The organism is Streptomyces sp. NPDC058683 (genome assembly GCF_042716195.1).
GTDB lineage: Bacteria > Actinomycetota > Actinomycetes > Streptomycetales > Streptomycetaceae > Streptomyces.
The window spans coordinates 48672-63387 of sequence record NZ_JBHXSK010000020.1 but is presented as its reverse complement, the minus strand read 5'-3'; the positions used below and the strand labels follow the sequence as shown (position 1 = coordinate 63387).

The following is a 14716-nucleotide window of genomic DNA, read 5'->3' as shown; positions in this document are numbered from 1 at the left end:
TCATGCGGCACACTCCTGAGCTGGTTCGACCTTGATCGCCCAGGCGCACGGCATCGACAGTGCGGGCCGCTCCCCGGTGGTGCTCCACCTCAGCGCCAGTCACGGCCCGCGCCCAGCGTAACCGAGGCACTCAGCGTTTCCCCCGGCGGTGCGCCGCCCGCAGGGCCGTTCGCAGCAGTACGACGGACGCGCGCGGAGGCGTGCGGCGGCTGTGCCCCAGTCCGGCCCGCGCCGAGAAAGTCCAGGTCAGCCGCGCGCTGACCTGGACCCTCGCGGTCCTTCCGGCTACTCGTCCCATGCCTGGATCATGATCTGGTCGGCGATCTTGCCGTCGCGCAGCGTGATCATCGACTCGGCGAGCACCCGGACGCCGTCCCCGTACTCACAGGACTCGCTGTAGGCGGCCTTGTCGCCCTGCACGATGCACTGGTCCAGCTTGTGCGTCATGTCCCGGCTGTAGACGTCGTCCAGCATCGCGGCTATGTCCCTGCGGCCGTGCAGGACCTTGGGGTGGCTGGGCTGGTCGGTGCGGTCGACGATACGGATCTCCGCGTCGTCCGTGTAGAGCGCCAGCAGGGAGTTCCCCGTGTTTCCCTCCACGGCCCGGCGCAGTGTCTCGGTGTCGAACGTGGAACCTGTCGCGGTGCCCATGGTGACCTCCTGCGGGAGCCCGCGGCCCGATGCGGAGCGGGCCGCGAGAGCCCCACCTTCGAGCCTCCTCCGCCCCGCCGGGCTCGGCAAGCGCAGGCCGGGCGCTCCGCCTGACGGGTGAGGGGGACCGGCTGCCCGTGTCCGGCCGGGAGCCCGGGCCGTTGCTGGAGACATGATCTCAACACGACGTATCGTCGCCGCCGTCGGCCTCGCGGTCGGGGTCACCGGCCTCGCGGCGCCGCTGGCGAACGCGGCCGACGCGGACGCGCAGCACCCCGGGAAGCTCAGCCCGCTCGGCGTGCTCGACTCGCTGGCCCGCAGTGACATCCCGGCGGAGTACAAGGACGAGATCCCCAAGGTCTCGGAGCAGCTGCAGGGACTGAACGGACTCCACAAGCTGGGCGAACTGCACCAGGTCACCGACCTGGCCGCGCCCGCCATGGGGCTGGTGCCGGGCATCGAGTCCTGACCCCCGGCCACGCTCCGAGGGCCGTCCCGGAAAGGGGCGGCCCTTCGACGTACCCGGTGGCTCGGCGGCCAGGTACCGGGTGCTCAGTGTTCGGCGGCCAGGAACTGGGTCGCGGCCAGCTCCGCGTACAGCGGATCCGCCGCCACCAGCTCCCGGTGCGTGCCCACCGCGCGGACCTGGCCCGCGTCCATGACCACGATCCGGTCGGCCATCGTCACCGTCGACAGGCGGTGTGCGACCACCAGCACCGTCGTCGACCGCGCCACATCGGCGACGGTGTCCCTGAGAGCCGCCTCGTTCACCGCGTCCAGCTGCGAGGTCGCCTCGTCCAGGAGCAGCAGCCGGGGCCGGCGTAGCAACGCCCGCGCGATCGCGACCCGTTGCCGCTCCCCGCCGGACAGCTTGGTCCCGCGGTGCCCGACCAGCGTCTCCAGGCCCTGCGGCAGCCGCGCCACCAGACCGTCCAGCCGGGTCGTCTTCAGCACCCGGGTCACCGTGTCCTCGTCCGCCTCCGGATTGCCGAGGAGCAGGTTGTCCTTGAGTGATCCCGACAGCACGGGCGCGTCCTGCTCGACGTATCCGATGGATGAGCGCAGCAGGGGCAGGTCCCAGTCGGCGAGCGGGCGGCCGTCGACGGTGATCGTGCCGGACTCCGGGTCGTAGAACCGCTCGATCAGCGAGAAGACGGTGGTCTTGCCCGCGCCGGACGGGCCGACGAACGCCGTCATGCCCCGGGCGGGTATCGCGAAGCTCACCCCGTGGTGGACGTACGGCAGGTCGTCGGCGTAGCGGAAGCGCACGTCGGTGAAGGTGACGGCGGCCGGTTCGGCGCCGGCGGACGGCAACTCGGCGGGCCCGGACGGGGGTTCGGCGGGCAGTCGCAGTGCCTCCTGGATCCGGGCGAGCGCGCCGGCACCGGTCTGGTACTGCGTGACCGCGCCGACGACCTGCTGGATCGGCGACATCAGATAGAAGACGTACAGGAGGAAGGCCACCAGGGTGCCGATGCCGATCGCGCCGGTCGCCACCCGCGCTCCGCCCACCGCGAGGACCGTGATGAACGCGAGCTGCATCGCGAGCCCCGCCGTGTTGCCCGCCGCGGCCGACCACTTGGCGGCCCGTACGCTCTGCCGCCAGGACTCCTCGGCGGCCTCGTGCAGGGCCTGCTCCTCGCGGTGCTCGGCGCCCGACGCCTTCACGGTGCGCAGCGCGCCCAGCACCCGCTCCAGCGAGGCCCCCATCACCCCGACCGCGTCCTGCGCCCGCCGGCTCGCCCGGTTGATGCGTGGCACGATCGCGCCCAGCACCGTGCCGGCCGCGGCGATCACCGCGAGCGTGACGCCCAGGAGCACGGGGTCGACCACCCCCATCATCACCACGGTGGCGACCAGGGTGAGCCCGCCGGTGCCGAGTGCGACCAGCGAGTCCGTGGTGACCTCGCGGAGCAGAGTGGTGTCCGAGGTGATCCGCGCCATCAGGTCACCGGGTTCGGTGCGGTCCACAGCGGTGATCCGTAGCCGCAGCAGGTATGACGACAGGGTGCGCCGTGCCCCGAGCACCACCGACTCGGCGGTGCGCCGCAGCACATACGAACCCAGGGCGCCGACCACGGTGTTGGTCACCACCAGACCCGCCATCGCGAGCAGCTTCCCGCTGATGGAACGGTCGTGGGACAGGTCCTCGATCAACCCCCGCGCCACCAGCGGCAGCAGCAGCCCGGTCGCACCGGTCAGCAGTGAGAGCACCGCACCCGCCAACAGGGCCCAGCGGTGCGGCCGTACATAGGAGAGGAGCAGCCGGAACGCGGACGGACCGGTCCGGTCTCCGGTCCGTCGCGGTGAAACTGCGTCTGCGGTGGTCACGGTGCTCCTCGTGCGGGCGGTGGGCGGCGCACCAAGGCTACGTCGGGCCGCCCCGGCCCCGGGGCCCGGTCACCTACGGGCGGAACCGATCTTCGCCGGGGTCGCGTCCAGATCCGCGGTTCCGGCCTTCGCGTTACCCCTGGGGGGTATTCGTACCGGAAAGATCCGCACCGTTCGACGTGCTCCGTGCCGTTACCGAGCGGTCGCGCGTAGGGTCGGAAGACAGGCACGTCAGCAGAGCGACGAAAGGGTCAGGTCCATGGCGCAGGAAGTACGCGGCGTGATCGCACCGGGCAAGGACGAGCCGGTGCGGGTCGAGACGATCGTGGTGCCGGACCCCGGGCCGGGCGAAGCCGTCGTACAGGTACAGGCCTGCGGGGTCTGTCACACCGACCTGCACTACAAGCAGGGCGGAATCAACGACGAGTTCCCGTTCCTGCTCGGTCACGAGGCCGCCGGAGTGGTGGAGTCGGTCGGCGAGGGGGTCACGGACGTGGCGCCCGGGGACTTCGTGATCCTCAACTGGCGTGCCGTGTGCGGGAACTGCCGCGCCTGTCTGCGCGGCCGCCCCTGGTACTGCTTCAACACCCACAACGCCAAGCAGAAGATGACCCTCGCCTCGACCGGACAGGAGCTGTCCCCGGCGCTGGGTATCGGCGCCTTCGCCGACAAGACGCTGGTCGCCGCCGGACAGTGCACCAAGGTCGACCCGGCCGTCTCCCCGGCGGTCGCCGGACTGCTCGGCTGCGGGGTGATGGCCGGCATCGGCGCCGCGATCAACACCGGCAGCGTCGGCCGGGGCGACTCGGTCGCCGTGATCGGCTGCGGCGGGGTCGGCGACGCGGCGATCGCCGGGTCCCGGCTGGCGGGCGCCGCGAAGATCATCGCCGTCGACATCGACGACCGGAAGCTGGAGACGGCGCGCACCCTGGGCGCCACCCACACGGTCAACTCGCGCTCCGGCGACCCGGTCGAGGCGATCCGAGAGCTGACCGGCGGCTTCGGCGCCGACGTCGTCATCGAGGCGGTCGGCCGCCCGGAGACCTACCGGCAGGCCTTCTACGCCCGCGACCTCGCCGGCACGGTGGTGCTCGTCGGCGTACCGACCCCCGAGATGAAGCTCGAACTGCCGCTTCTCGACGTCTTCGGCCGCGGTGGCGCGCTCAAGTCCAGCTGGTACGGCGACTGCCTGCCCAGCCGGGACTTCCCCATGCTGATCGACCTGCACCTCCAGGGCCGGCTGCCGCTGGACGCCTTCGTCACCGAGACCATCCAGCTCGACGAGGTGGAGAAGGCCTTCGACCGGATGCACCAGGGCGACGTGCTGCGTTCGGTGGTGGTGCTCTGATGACCACCCGCATCGAACGCCTCGTCACCTCCGGACAGTTCACCCTCGACGGCGGCACCTGGGACGTCGAGAACAACGTATGGATCATCGGCGACGAACGCGAAGTGATCGTCATCGACGCCGCCCACGATGCCGAGGCCATCGCCGAGGCGGTCGACGACCGCGTACTGAAGGCGATCGTGTGCACCCACGCGCACAACGATCACATCGACGCCGCGCCCGCCCTCGCGGACCTCACCGGCGCCAAGATCTGGCTGCACCCCGACGACCTGCCGCTGTGGAAGCTCACCCACCCCGACCGCGACCCCGACAACCATCTGACCGACGGGCTCGTCATCGAGGCGGCCGGAGCCGACCTGACCGTGCTGCACACACCCGGCCACGCGCCCGGCGCCGTCTGCCTCTACGAGCCCGGCCTGGCCACCGTCTTCACCGGTGACACCCTCTTCCAGGGCGGCCCCGGCGCGACCGGACGGTCGTACTCCCACTTCCCGACGATCATCGACTCCATCCGGGACAGGCTGCTCACCCTCCCGCCGGAGACGAAGGTCCTGACCGGACACGGCGACCCGACCACCATCGGCGCCGAGGCCCCCCATCTGGAGGAGTGGATCACGCGCGGCCACTGACGCCGGGAAAGGCGACGGAGGATGTCAGGCCTCCGCCAATGGCAGGCGTCCCGAGTGACCGGGCGGCAGCGCCAGGTCCTCGCGGACGGCCGCGTAGAAGTCGTCGCGGCCGTCGCGCTGCCGCTCCAGCAGGACCCGCCACGCCTCGGGATCCCGCCGCTCCTCCCGCAGGAACCGCTCCATCGCCATGACCGCGAGCACCCACTCCTGGCCTTTCGCGACCACCGCCGGGCTGCCCAGCATGATGAGCTTCTCGCCGTACGGATCACGGGCCAACTGGGCCGCGGCCAGCAGGGGTTCGGCCTCCTGCGGGGAGAGCGGGTGGGGATGCGGGTCGTTGCCCAGATGGGCGGCCACCCGGTAGTCGACGGAGACGGTCCTCTTCAACGCCTGCGCCCACTCCGCGTACACGGTCAGCCGGCGCTCGTCCCAGCGCGCCTCCTGTTCCCGCCGGAACCGCACCCGGTCACCCCGCACCACGGCGAGATAGGAACCGAGCGCGCCGATCACGACGCCTATCAGGGCCGGGAGTTGCTGCAAGAACGCGGACATGCCCGCACGCTATCTGTCCTGTTGATCCTTTGGCCCGTACGGTCGTTGCCATGACCGGACTCAATCGCTTTGCGGGACACGGGGTTCTCGTCACGGGCGCGGCCCGCGGCATCGGCGCGGCCGTCGCCCGGCGGCTGGCCGAGGAGGGCGCACGGGTGCTGGCGACCGACCGGGACCTGGCGGAGGCGGAGCGGACGGCGGCCGCGCTGCGCGAACAGGGCCTGGCGGTCGAGGCGTTCGGCTGCGACGTGGCCGACCGGGACTCCGTGGCGGCGGCCGTCGACCGGGCCGTCGGCTCCTTCGGCGGACTCGACGTGCTGGTGAACTGCGCCGCGCACTGCACCCCGGACGTCCCGCTCTTCGAGGACCAGCCGGACGACGGCTGGGACCTCGACCTGGACATCACCCTCAGCGGCGTGCACCGCTGCTGCCGGGCCGCCCTGCCGCACCTGGCGGCCTCCGGCCGGGGCGCCGTCGTCAGCATCGGCTCCGTCAACGCCGGGGCCGACTTCGGCAACCACGCCTACAGCGCCGCCAAGGCCGGCCTCGGCTCGCTGACCCGCACCCTCGCCGGGCACGCGGCCGCGCGCGGGGTCCGGGTGAACCTGGTGGAGCCGGGCACGGTCCGCACCTCGGCATGGGCGGGACGCGAGGACGAACTCGACGCGCTCCGGCCGCTCTACCCGCTCGGCCGGGTCGGGGAGCCGGCGGACGTCGCCGCGGCCGTAGCCTTCCTCGCCTCCCGCGACGCCGCCTGGATCACCGGCACCACGCTCCGCGTCGACGGCGGTCTCACCGCCGTCCACAGCGGCTTCCACGCGGCGCTGCGGCCGCACCGGGAGGCCCGGCATGCCTCACAGGGCGGCTGAGGCAGCCGCGACCGCGGCCAGCACCCGCCGGGTGTCGTCCTCGGTGGTCCGCCAATTGCTGAACGCGGCCCGCAGCGCCGGCACCCCGCCGTACACCGTCGGGGTGAGGAACGTTTCCCCGGACGCGGCCAGCGCCCGGGCCAGGGCGTCCACCCGCTCCTGCGTGGGGTCCTCGGCGAGGGTGAAACAGACCACGTTGAGCCGGACCGGGGCCAGCAGGCGCAGGTCCGGAAGGGCGTCGATGCCCGCGCCGAGGTGCCTGGCCTCGGCGACGTTGCGCTCGACGATCTCGCGGTACCCGGCACGGCCGTACGCCGTCAGGGAGAACCAGGCCGGCAGCGCCCGCAGCCGGCGGGACGTCTCCGGGGTCAGGTGCAGGAAGTCCGGGTCGCCGGTGGGCGGGCCCAGGTAGGGGGACTCGTTGTGGAAGACGGCCACCTGGAGGTCGCGGCGGCGGGTGAACTGCACGGCCGCGTCGTAGGGGACGTTCAGCCACTTGTGCAGGTCCACACAGACCGAGTCGGCCGCGTCCAGACCGGCGACCAGCGGGGCGTGCGCGGGGGAGAGGGCGGCGAAGGCGCCGAACGCGGCGTCGACGTGCAGCCAGAAGTCGTGACGCTCCTTGAGCGCGGCGATCGCCCGCAGGTCGTCGAAGTCGACGGTGTTCACCGTGCCGGCGTTGGCGACGACGATCGCCGGCCGCCCGTCCAGCGCGGCCAGCGCGGCGTCGAGCGCGGTCACGTCCACCGCCTCCCGGTTGCCGGGCAGCAGCGGCACCGGTCGCAGCCGGTCCCGCCCGATGCCGAGCACCGACAGCGCCTTGCCGACGCTGGAGTGCGGGCTGCCGGAGAGCACGTCGACCGGGCCGAGGGCGGCCGAACCCGCCCGGGACACGTCCACCCCGAGCCGCTCCCCGAGCCATTCCCGGGCGATCGCCAGACCGACCGTGTTGGACATCGTGGCCCCGGTCACGAACGCCCCGCTGTGCGCCTCACCGAGCCCGAACAGCTCGGCCAGCCAGGCCACCGTCTCGCGCTCCAGGGCCGTACCCCAGGAACCGACGGCCCCGGCCGCGTTCTGGTCGTAGGCCGAGGTCAGCCAGTCGCCGGTGAGGGAGGCGGGCGTCACACCGCCCGTGACGAAACCGAGGTAGCGTGGGCCGGCCGAGGCGGACAGACCCGGCGCCCACCGCTCGGTGAACCGGGCCAGCGCGCCCTCCCCGCCCTCCCCCCGCTCGGGCAGCGCCGCCCGCGCGGGTACGGGGCCGAGCGCGGCCACCGGCCGCTCGCCCAGCCCGGCCAGCGCACGCGCGGCCACGTCACGGGCCGACCGCAGAAGTTCGGGGAACCGGGCGAGATCGTCGGCAAGCATGCGGTGCATGGACGGCAGCCTAGGCCGCCCGCACCCCCGACGCGGAAGTTAACCGTTTCGTCACAGCCTGGCCGGAGCTACAACCAATGCCCTCGATCGGCCGGTCTAGGACCACGAGATCGCAGGACACAGGAAGGAGACAGACTTCACATGGGGGACATACGCAGACGAGGTGCCGTCGTACTCGGCGTCACCGGACTCGTGGCGCCGCTCACGCTCGCCCTCACCTCCGCCCCGGCACAGGCCGCCGGCTGCACCACGCAGGCGGGGCCGTACCAGAAGCAGGTGGAGAAGTTCCTCGGCCGGCCGGTGGACGGCAAGCAGTCCGCCGCCGACTGCAAGGCGATCAAGGCCTTCCAGGACAAGCACGGCATCACGCCCGACATCGGCTACGCCGGCCCTGTCACCTGGGGCGTGATGGACCTGATGAACAAGCAGAAGGCCGTCGGCAACAAGCCGAACAAGGACGGCAAGTGCCCCACCAACAAGGGGCGCATCGCCTGTGTGAACCTCACGCTCCAGCTGAGCTGGGTCCAGGACGGCACCAAGCTGGTCTACGGCCCGGTGCCGGTCCGTACCGGCCGCAACGGGTACGAGACCCGCACCGGTCTGAAGAAGATCTACTGGCGTGACATCGACCACGTCTCGTCGGTGTACAACGTGCCGATGCCCTACAGCCAGTTCTTCGACGGCGGCCAGGCCTTCCACTCGGTGGGTCTCAGCATGTGGAACCCGCCGGGCTCGCACGGCTGCGTCAACATGACCACCAAGGACGCCAAGAAGTACTGGTCCCTGCTGAAGAACGGCGACGACGTCTACGTGTACGGCCGCAAGCCGGGCACCTGACGGCACCCGGCCCCGGCCGGCGCCCCGGCTCAGCTCTCCGGGGCGTCCCCGAAGTCCGGGATCTCCAGCCTGGCCCCGCCCTGCCGCGCGGACTCGTGCGCGATGATGCCCGGCAGGGTGTAGCGGGCGGCGACCCATGCGTTGACCGTCGGCAGGGCGCGCGTGTTGACGGCCGTCACGAAGTCGTCGACCAGGAAGTGGTGGCTGCCCTCGTGCCCGTTGTGCAGCGTGTCGAACTCCCGCGGCAGCCGCGCCCGGTCGTGCACCGGCGCCGACCCGGAGGTGAAGGCCGCCCGCAGCTCCGGCGCGATGTGCTGGAGCGAGGGATCGTCGGGCGACATCGTGGGCTTGGGCTCGAGGAGCTCACTGATGTCCTTCACGCCCTTCTTGTCCTGCCACAGCGCCACCGTCGCCAGCTGCTCCATGCTGCCCTCGGTCCCGAAGAACCGGAAGCGTGATTCGCGGATGTGCGACGGATAGCCCACCCGCCGGAACTCGTTCGTACGGAACGACCCGCCGCCCGCGACCTCGAACAGCGCGGTGGCGTTGGACACGTCGTTGCCGAACTGGCTGACGTCCTTGTCGAAGACGCCGTCGCCGCGGTCGTCCACCACCCCGATCGCCGACACGCTCACCGCGTGCGTCTGCCAGGCGCCGAGCACCCCGCCGACCGCGTGGGTCGGGTACAGCAGCGGGGGATAGCTGGCGGTCGCCTTCCAGTTCTCGCCGCCGCTGTAGCGGTACGCGTCGTAGAAGCCCAGGTCCATGTCGTGGACGTAGTCGCCCTCGGCGTAGAACAGCCGCCCGAAGGCGCCCTCGGCGATCTGGTTGCGGGCGTGCACGGTCGCCGGGTTGTACTGGCTGGTCTCGCCCATCATGTACGTCAGGCCGGTCGCCTTGACCGCGTCGATGATCGCCGCGATCTCCTCGGTGGTGATCGCCATGGGGACCGCCGAGTACACGTGCTTGCCGGCGTTCAGGCCCGCCAGGACCAGCGGGCCGTGCGTCCAGCGCTGGGTGAAGATCGCGACCGCGTCGACGTCCGCCGACTCCAGCATCGCCTCGTACGACGGGAAGGTCCCCGCCAGTTCCTGGGCGGCGGCGAGCCGCTCCGCGCGCTCGGGCAGCAGATCGGTGACGTACACGTCACCGACGCCGGGATGGGCCTGGAACAGCGTGGCGAACTGGCCGGAGAACTGGCCGGCACCGACGATGCCGAGTGAGAAAGTCATGGTGGTTACTTTTGCTTCGGAAGAATCTCGCCGTCAAGGGGCGGACGGAAGTAGGAAGGACGTCAGAAGGGCGCTTCTGCGGCGCACCCGGCGCACGGTAGGGTGGCCGGGTTACTTCAGTTCCGAAAGGAAATGGATGCCGTGTCCGACTGGCTGCCGCTGAGCCCCGCGGAACGCTCCGTAGCGATCGAGGTGCTCGTCCACGGCCCGCTGTCGCGCACCGAGCTGGCCCGCCGGCTGAACCTCTCCCAGGGCAGCCTCACCCGCCTCACCAAGCCGCTCATCGAGTCCGGGCTGCTCGTCGAGGCCCCCTGGGCGGGCGCCCCCGCGGAAGCGCGCCAGGGCCGCCCCTCGCAGCCCCTGGACGTGGTCGCCGAATCCCGCTTCTTCCTCGGCTTCAAGGTCACCGACGAGACGGTGTACGGCGTCGTCACCACCCTGCGCAGCGACATCGTCGCCCGCCTCGACCAGCCGCTCACCAGCCACGACCCCGAGGAGGTCGCCGACCTGCTGGCCCGGATGGCCGCGGAGCTGGCCGCCCGGCACCCCGCCGTCGCGGGCATCGGCATCGGTGTCGGCGGGTTCGTGCGCGAGCACGCGGTCGTCGGCGAGTCGCCGTACCTGAGCTGGCGTGACGTCCCGCTGGCCGAGCTGGTGCGGCGGCGCACCGGGCTGCCCGTCGTGGTGGAGAACGACGTGGCCGCCCTGGTCGAGGCCGAGACCTGGTTCGGCGCCGGCCGGGGACTCGACCGCTTCGTCGTCCTGACCATCGGCGCCGGCATCGGCTACGGGCTGGTGCTCGGCGGCCGGCGGGTGCCGTACGCCGAGGAGGACCGGGGCTTCGGCCGGCACTGGATCATCGACCCGCAGGGCCCGCTCACCCCGCAGGGCGAGCGCGGCAGCGCCGTGTCGCTGCTCACCATCCCCAGCATCCGCTACCAGATCCGGGCCGCCACCGGCCGCGACGCGTCCTACGAGGAGATCCTCGCCCGCGCCGCGGAGGGCGAGCCGATGTCCGCGCGGGTGATCGGCGAGGCCGGCCGGGCGCTGGGCACCCTGCTCGCGCACATCGCCAACTTCGTCGTGCCGCAGAAGATCCTGCTCGCCGGGGAAGGGGTCGGCCTGATGGAGGTGGCCGGGGACACGGTGCGGGACACCGTCCGCGCCCACCGGCATCCGCTCGCGGCGCCGATCCGCCTGGAGACCAAGGTCTCCGACTTCCACGACTGGGCGCGCGGGGCGGCCGTGCTGGCGATCCAGGTGCTGGTGCTCGGCGGGGACGGGCGCTGAACTGCCGTTTCCCCCCCGGACGTCCGCCGCCGCGCCACGACGAACTCCCGCTTCTCCCCGACTCATTGACGTGATGATTAACACGGTCCGATATGTCCGTATCGGTCGTACTTACTCACGGCGCCTTCACGTCGATCGGCATATGCTTCACACCATGTCCACCACTGTTGAAGCCGTCACCGAGCGATCGGCCGACGAGGTCAACGAGGAGATCCGGGCCCTGTGGCTCCGGTCGGGCGGGACACTGAGCACCGAGCAGCGCGAGGAATACCGGCGGCTCGTCCTCGAATGGGCGGCCGCGTCCCCGCACCAGCCGGACCAGGCGGCCTGACCGACCGTCCCGGGCACCCGCCGGGACGGGTGCCCTTCTCGTAGACCCATGGGCCCTGTCCTCGCAGCCCCCGGTCCCCGCCGTCAGCCCCAAGTAGCCGAGTAGTAGCGCTGGTACGCCTTACGGTCCTGCTCCGCGCGGAAGTAGCGGGTCGCGACCAGGGCGACCAGGCTGCCCCCGATCACCAGCAGACCCGGGCCGACATTACGGGTGTCCGTGAGCCGGGCGACCAGGCTGGTGTCGTCCGAGGTACCGACCGGCGCCGCCGAACCCGGCGAGGCCGCGCTCGGCGCGATCGCACTGTGGGTGGCCGCCGCGGACGGCGCCGGCGAGGCACCCTGGCCCCCGGCCGCGTTCTGCGTCGACCCGATCAACTGCACGTTCAGCGCCGCCATCGCCCGTGTCACCGGCTGGAAGAACGTCACCCCGCCCGTGGTGCAGTCACCGCTGCCGCCCGAGGTCACGCCCAGCGCGATGCCCTCCGAGAACAACGGACCGCCGCTGTCGCCCGGTTCGGCGCACACGTTCGTCTGGATGAGCCCGGTGACCGTGCCCTCCGGATAGTTGACGGTGGCGTTGAGGGCGGTCACCGTGCCGTCGTGCAGCCCGCTGGTGGAGCCGCTGCGGAACACCTTCTGCCCGACCGTCGGATCGGCCGACCCCGTGATCCGCACGCCCTGGCCGTTGCCGATGGCGACCACGTCGGCGTTGGCACCGGCCTTCCCGCCTGCGTACTGGATCAGCGAGAAGTCGCTGCCCGGGAACTGCGTGTTGATCGTGGTGCCCACCTGCTGGTTGTTGCCCTGGCCCTCGTCGAACCAGATGGTGTTGGCCGGTCCGCAGTGACCGGCGGTGAGAATGAAGTCGGTCGTTCCGTTGGTGACGTTGAACCCCGCCGAACAGCGGCCGCCCGTCGACAGGATCGGCTGCGCACCGTTGAGCCGGGTGGTGAACGTGCCCTCCGAGCGCTGCATCTGCACAAAAGTGCCGATGCCCGCGGCGACCCGGCTCAGGTCCGACCAGTGGGAGGCGGAGACCGTGCTGTCGGCCTCCACCATCACCCGGTTGGTCCGGTAGTCCACCACCCACGCGGTGCCGGCCACCCGCGGCGCCCCACGGAGCGTGGCGGTGGCCGCCTTCAGCTCGTTCATGCTGTGCGACACCATCTTGGGCTCGGCACCCGCCTGCTTCACCATCGCCGCGGCCTGTTCGTCGGTCACCGCGACCACCGGCTTGCCGTCGGCGCCGATCCAACTGCCCGCCGTACGGGCCGTACCGAGCTCGGCCACCAGCGCGGCGCCGGTGTCACCGGCCTCCGTCGCGGAGCTGAACGGGACGGCGGACGTACCGGGAGTCTCGCTCGCCATGGCCGTGGTGACCATCGCGCCTCCCAGAAGGAGTCCGCCGACCGCCGCCAGCTGTGTCCCCCGCCGGACGACCCGTCGTCGTGCGTGCCTCATCCATGGCTCCCGAAACCCCGAACGCGCGGTGTGGACACCGCGGGGCCCTCCGGTCATCGAGCGCCCTGCTCTTCATACGGGTGCGGGCGCCGGGGTGTTCACCACGACGGTGATCTTTGCGATCCGTGGCGGTACGACATGGCCGTCCGGGCACGTTCCAGGGCACCCCGGGGCCGCCTATCTTGACCCCATGACCAGCATCCAGCAGGAGAACCCGGACGAACCGAACCCGCTGCGCGCTCTCACCCTCGACCGACTGCGACGCCGTACCAGCATGAAATGGCGCACCTATCCGCAGGACGTGCTCCCGGTATGGGTGGCGGAGATGGACGTGCCGCTCGCCGGACCGGTCGTCCGCGCGGTCACGGACGCGATGGAACTCGGGGACACCGGTTACCCGGCGGGCACCGGATACGCCGAGGCGTTCGCCGCGTTCGCCGCCAAACGCTGGGGCTGGCACGGGCTGGACGTGGCCCGCACCGCGATCGTCCCCGACGTGATGCTCGGGGTGGTCGAGATGCTGAGACTGGTCACCGGGCCCGGCGATCCGGTGGTCGTCAACTCGCCGGTGTATCCGCCGTTCTACCAGTTCATCGAGCACGCGGACCGGCGGGTGGTGGAGGCCCCGCTCGGCGCCGACGGCCGTATCGACCTCGACGTCCTGGCGGAAGCGTTCCGCGGGCTCGGCGGCGGGCGGGCCGCCCATCTGCTGTGCAGCCCGCACAACCCGACCGGCACCGTCCACACCGCCGAGGAACTCGCCGCCGTGACGGAACTCGCCGAGCGGTACGGCGTCCGGGTCGTCGCCGACGAGATCCACGCCCCGCTCACCGCCCCCGGCGTCGACTTCGTGCCGTATCTGAGCGTGCCGGGCAGCGAGCGCGGCCTGTCCCTGCTGTCGGCCTCGAAGGCCTGGAACCTGGCGGGCCTCAAGGCCGCGCTCGCCGTCGCCGGACCCGGGGCCGCCGCCGACCTCGCCCGGATGCCGGAGGAGGTGAGCCACGGCCCCAGCCATGTCGGCGTCATCGCGCACACGGCCGCCCTCACCGACGGCACCGCCTGGCTGGACGCCCTGCTGGCCGGCCTCGACGAGAACCGGCGCCTGCTCGCCGCCCTCCTCGACCGCCACCTGCCCGCGATCCGGTACCGGCCGGCCGAGGCCACCTACCTCGCCTGGCTCGACTGCCGCGCCCTCGGACTCGGCGACGACCCGGCCGAGGTCTTCCTGGCGCGCGGCCGGGTCGCCGTCAACTCCGGGATCCCCTTCGGCACGGGCGGCGCCGGGCACGTACGGCTCAACCTGGCCACCTCGCCCGAGGTGATCACGGAAGCGGTACGGCGGATGGCGACGGCCCTGGTCTGAGGCGCAGCGCAGCGGGGGCGACCCCTACACTTCCCGCATGGACGACACCACCGGGACCGATCTCGACCGGCTCGGCGCCGGCAAGTACCTGCTCGTCACCAGCTATCGCAAGGACGGCAGCCCCGTCCCCACCCCGGTCTGGGTGGTGCGGGACGGAGACACGCTCGGCGTCTGGACGGCCGCCGACACCTGGAAGGTCAAGCGGATCCGCCGTCGCGCCGATGTCCGGGTCGGCCCCTGCGACCTGCGCGGACGCCCGACCGGCGACCCGGTCCCGGCCACCGCCGAGATCGCCGACGAGGCCACCACCGCCCGCTACCGCGACCTCATCGCCCGCAAGTACGGCATCACCGGCCGGCTCACCCTGCTCGGCAGCAGGCTGCGGCGTGGCCGCGAGGGCACCGTCGGCATCCGGGTGACCCTCGCGCCCTGAGGAGGCCGTA

Annotated in this window: 15 protein-coding genes and 1 riboswitch; of the genes, 9 read left to right on the top strand and 6 right to left on the bottom strand. The window is 71.9% G+C overall.

Features of this window, described 5'->3' with window-relative positions; translation table 11 throughout:
- Window positions 1–30 precede the first annotated feature (30 nt).
- A riboswitch (ZMP/ZTP riboswitch) is annotated at window positions 31–113 on the bottom strand.
- Between the two features lie 172 nt (window positions 114–285).
- A complete protein-coding gene (locus tag ACFWXC_RS22800) occupies window positions 286–651 on the bottom strand; it encodes a nuclear transport factor 2 family protein (protein WP_384481346.1) in 366 nt (121 codons plus the stop codon).
- 172 nt (window positions 652–823) lie between these two features.
- Between ACFWXC_RS22800 and ACFWXC_RS22795 the strand changes: the two genes are divergently transcribed.
- Window positions 824–1120, top strand: coding sequence for a hypothetical protein (locus ACFWXC_RS22795; RefSeq protein WP_384481344.1), 297 nt, complete (start codon window positions 824–826; stop codon window positions 1118–1120).
- Between the two features lie 83 nt (window positions 1121–1203).
- Here ACFWXC_RS22795 and ACFWXC_RS22790 read toward each other — a convergent pair whose 3' ends face one another.
- Complete coding sequence (locus tag ACFWXC_RS22790) at window positions 1204–2982, bottom strand: ABC transporter ATP-binding protein (RefSeq protein ID WP_384481342.1); 1779 nt, start codon at window positions 2980–2982, stop codon at window positions 1204–1206.
- Between the two features lie 259 nt (window positions 2983–3241).
- Between ACFWXC_RS22790 and ACFWXC_RS22785 the strand changes: the two genes are divergently transcribed.
- Together ACFWXC_RS22785 and ACFWXC_RS22780 are read left to right on the top strand one after the other, a co-directional pair.
- The gene (locus ACFWXC_RS22785) at window positions 3242–4330 is read left to right on the top strand and encodes an S-(hydroxymethyl)mycothiol dehydrogenase (protein ID WP_384481340.1); all 1089 of its coding nucleotides are present in this window, start codon (window positions 3242–3244) and stop codon (window positions 4328–4330) included.
- A complete protein-coding gene (locus tag ACFWXC_RS22780; RefSeq protein WP_384481339.1) occupies window positions 4330–4959 on the top strand; it encodes an MBL fold metallo-hydrolase in 630 nt (209 codons plus the stop codon). The genes ACFWXC_RS22785 and ACFWXC_RS22780 overlap by 1 nt, the downstream gene beginning before the upstream one ends.
- 24 nt (window positions 4960–4983) lie before the next feature.
- Here the strand turns inward: ACFWXC_RS22780 and ACFWXC_RS22775 are convergent, their stop codons facing one another.
- Window positions 4984–5511 (bottom strand): hypothetical protein, encoded by a 528-nt coding sequence (locus ACFWXC_RS22775; RefSeq protein ID WP_384481337.1) that lies wholly within the window; start codon window positions 5509–5511, stop codon window positions 4984–4986.
- 50 nt (window positions 5512–5561) lie between these two features.
- Here ACFWXC_RS22775 and ACFWXC_RS22770 point away from each other — a divergent pair, with 50 nt between their 5' ends.
- Window positions 5562–6380 carry an SDR family NAD(P)-dependent oxidoreductase gene (locus ACFWXC_RS22770; protein ID WP_384481335.1) on the top strand — a complete coding sequence of 273 codons (819 nt, stop codon included), beginning with the start codon at window positions 5562–5564 and terminating at the stop codon, window positions 6378–6380.
- On the opposite strand, the gene ACFWXC_RS22765 is transcribed toward ACFWXC_RS22770, so the two are convergent.
- Window positions 6366–7760, bottom strand: a complete 1395-nt coding sequence (locus tag ACFWXC_RS22765) for a pyridoxal phosphate-dependent decarboxylase family protein (protein WP_384481333.1) — start codon at window positions 7758–7760, stop codon at window positions 6366–6368. The two genes, ACFWXC_RS22770 and ACFWXC_RS22765, sit on opposite strands and share 15 nt — an antisense overlap.
- Window positions 7761–7901: 141 nt before the next feature.
- Between ACFWXC_RS22765 and ACFWXC_RS22760 the strand changes: the two genes are divergently transcribed.
- On the top strand, window positions 7902–8597 hold the full coding sequence (locus tag ACFWXC_RS22760; protein WP_384481332.1) for a L,D-transpeptidase family protein: 696 nt from the start codon (window positions 7902–7904) through the stop codon (window positions 8595–8597).
- Window positions 8598–8626: 29 nt separating this feature from the next.
- On the opposite strand, the gene ACFWXC_RS22755 is transcribed toward ACFWXC_RS22760, so the two are convergent.
- A complete protein-coding gene (locus ACFWXC_RS22755; RefSeq protein WP_384481330.1) occupies window positions 8627–9829 on the bottom strand; it encodes a Gfo/Idh/MocA family protein in 1203 nt (400 codons plus the stop codon).
- Between the two features lie 132 nt (window positions 9830–9961).
- Between ACFWXC_RS22755 and ACFWXC_RS22750 the strand changes: the two genes are divergently transcribed.
- Window positions 9962–11119, top strand: a complete 1158-nt coding sequence (locus ACFWXC_RS22750) for an ROK family protein (protein ID WP_384481328.1) — start codon at window positions 9962–9964, stop codon at window positions 11117–11119.
- Window positions 11120–11261: 142 nt separating this feature from the next.
- Window positions 11262–11450: a hypothetical protein gene (locus tag ACFWXC_RS22745; protein WP_352219089.1), complete on the top strand. Its 189-nt coding sequence runs from the start codon at window positions 11262–11264 to the stop codon at window positions 11448–11450.
- A gap of 83 nt (window positions 11451–11533) precedes the next feature.
- Here ACFWXC_RS22745 and ACFWXC_RS22740 read toward each other — a convergent pair whose 3' ends face one another.
- On the bottom strand, window positions 11534–12910 hold the full coding sequence (locus ACFWXC_RS22740; protein ID WP_384481326.1) for an alpha-lytic protease prodomain-containing protein: 1377 nt from the start codon (window positions 12908–12910) through the stop codon (window positions 11534–11536).
- A gap of 190 nt (window positions 12911–13100) precedes the next feature.
- Here ACFWXC_RS22740 and ACFWXC_RS22735 point away from each other — a divergent pair, with 190 nt between their 5' ends.
- Both ACFWXC_RS22735 and ACFWXC_RS22730 read left to right on the top strand, forming a co-directional pair.
- Window positions 13101–14273: a MalY/PatB family protein gene (locus tag ACFWXC_RS22735; protein ID WP_384481324.1), complete on the top strand. Its 1173-nt coding sequence runs from the start codon at window positions 13101–13103 to the stop codon at window positions 14271–14273.
- Between the two features lie 37 nt (window positions 14274–14310).
- Window positions 14311–14706, top strand: a complete 396-nt coding sequence (locus tag ACFWXC_RS22730) for a PPOX class F420-dependent oxidoreductase (RefSeq protein WP_384481323.1) — start codon at window positions 14311–14313, stop codon at window positions 14704–14706.
- Window positions 14707–14716 lie beyond the last annotated feature (10 nt).

Excerpts from the sequence above, each read along its gene's own strand:
- ACFWXC_RS22755 (WP_384481330.1), bottom strand. The coding sequence starts at position 9,829 with ATGACTTTCTCACTCGGCATCGTCGGTGCCGGCCAGTTCTCCGGCCAG.
- ACFWXC_RS22795 (WP_384481344.1), top strand. The coding sequence starts at position 824 with ATGATCTCAACACGACGTATCGTCGCCGCCGTCGGCCTCGCGGTCGGG.
- ACFWXC_RS22740 (WP_384481326.1), bottom strand. The coding sequence starts at position 12,910 with ATGAGGCACGCACGACGACGGGTCGTCCGGCGGGGGACACAGCTGGCG.
- ACFWXC_RS22800 (WP_384481346.1), bottom strand. The coding sequence starts at position 651 with ATGGGCACCGCGACAGGTTCCACGTTCGACACCGAGACACTGCGCCGG.
- ACFWXC_RS22765 (WP_384481333.1), bottom strand. The coding sequence starts at position 7,760 with ATGCACCGCATGCTTGCCGACGATCTCGCCCGGTTCCCCGAACTTCTG.
- ACFWXC_RS22780 (WP_384481339.1), top strand. The coding sequence starts at position 4,330 with ATGACCACCCGCATCGAACGCCTCGTCACCTCCGGACAGTTCACCCTC.
- ACFWXC_RS22760 (WP_384481332.1), top strand. The coding sequence starts at position 7,902 with ATGGGGGACATACGCAGACGAGGTGCCGTCGTACTCGGCGTCACCGGA.
- ACFWXC_RS22770 (WP_384481335.1), top strand. The coding sequence starts at position 5,562 with ATGACCGGACTCAATCGCTTTGCGGGACACGGGGTTCTCGTCACGGGC.
- ACFWXC_RS22750 (WP_384481328.1), top strand. The coding sequence starts at position 9,962 with ATGGATGCCGTGTCCGACTGGCTGCCGCTGAGCCCCGCGGAACGCTCC.
- ACFWXC_RS22775 (WP_384481337.1), bottom strand. The coding sequence starts at position 5,511 with ATGTCCGCGTTCTTGCAGCAACTCCCGGCCCTGATAGGCGTCGTGATC.
- ACFWXC_RS22735 (WP_384481324.1), top strand. The coding sequence starts at position 13,101 with ATGACCAGCATCCAGCAGGAGAACCCGGACGAACCGAACCCGCTGCGC.
- ACFWXC_RS22785 (WP_384481340.1), top strand. The coding sequence starts at position 3,242 with ATGGCGCAGGAAGTACGCGGCGTGATCGCACCGGGCAAGGACGAGCCG.
- ACFWXC_RS22730 (WP_384481323.1), top strand. The coding sequence starts at position 14,311 with ATGGACGACACCACCGGGACCGATCTCGACCGGCTCGGCGCCGGCAAG.
- ACFWXC_RS22745 (WP_352219089.1), top strand. The coding sequence starts at position 11,262 with ATGCTTCACACCATGTCCACCACTGTTGAAGCCGTCACCGAGCGATCG.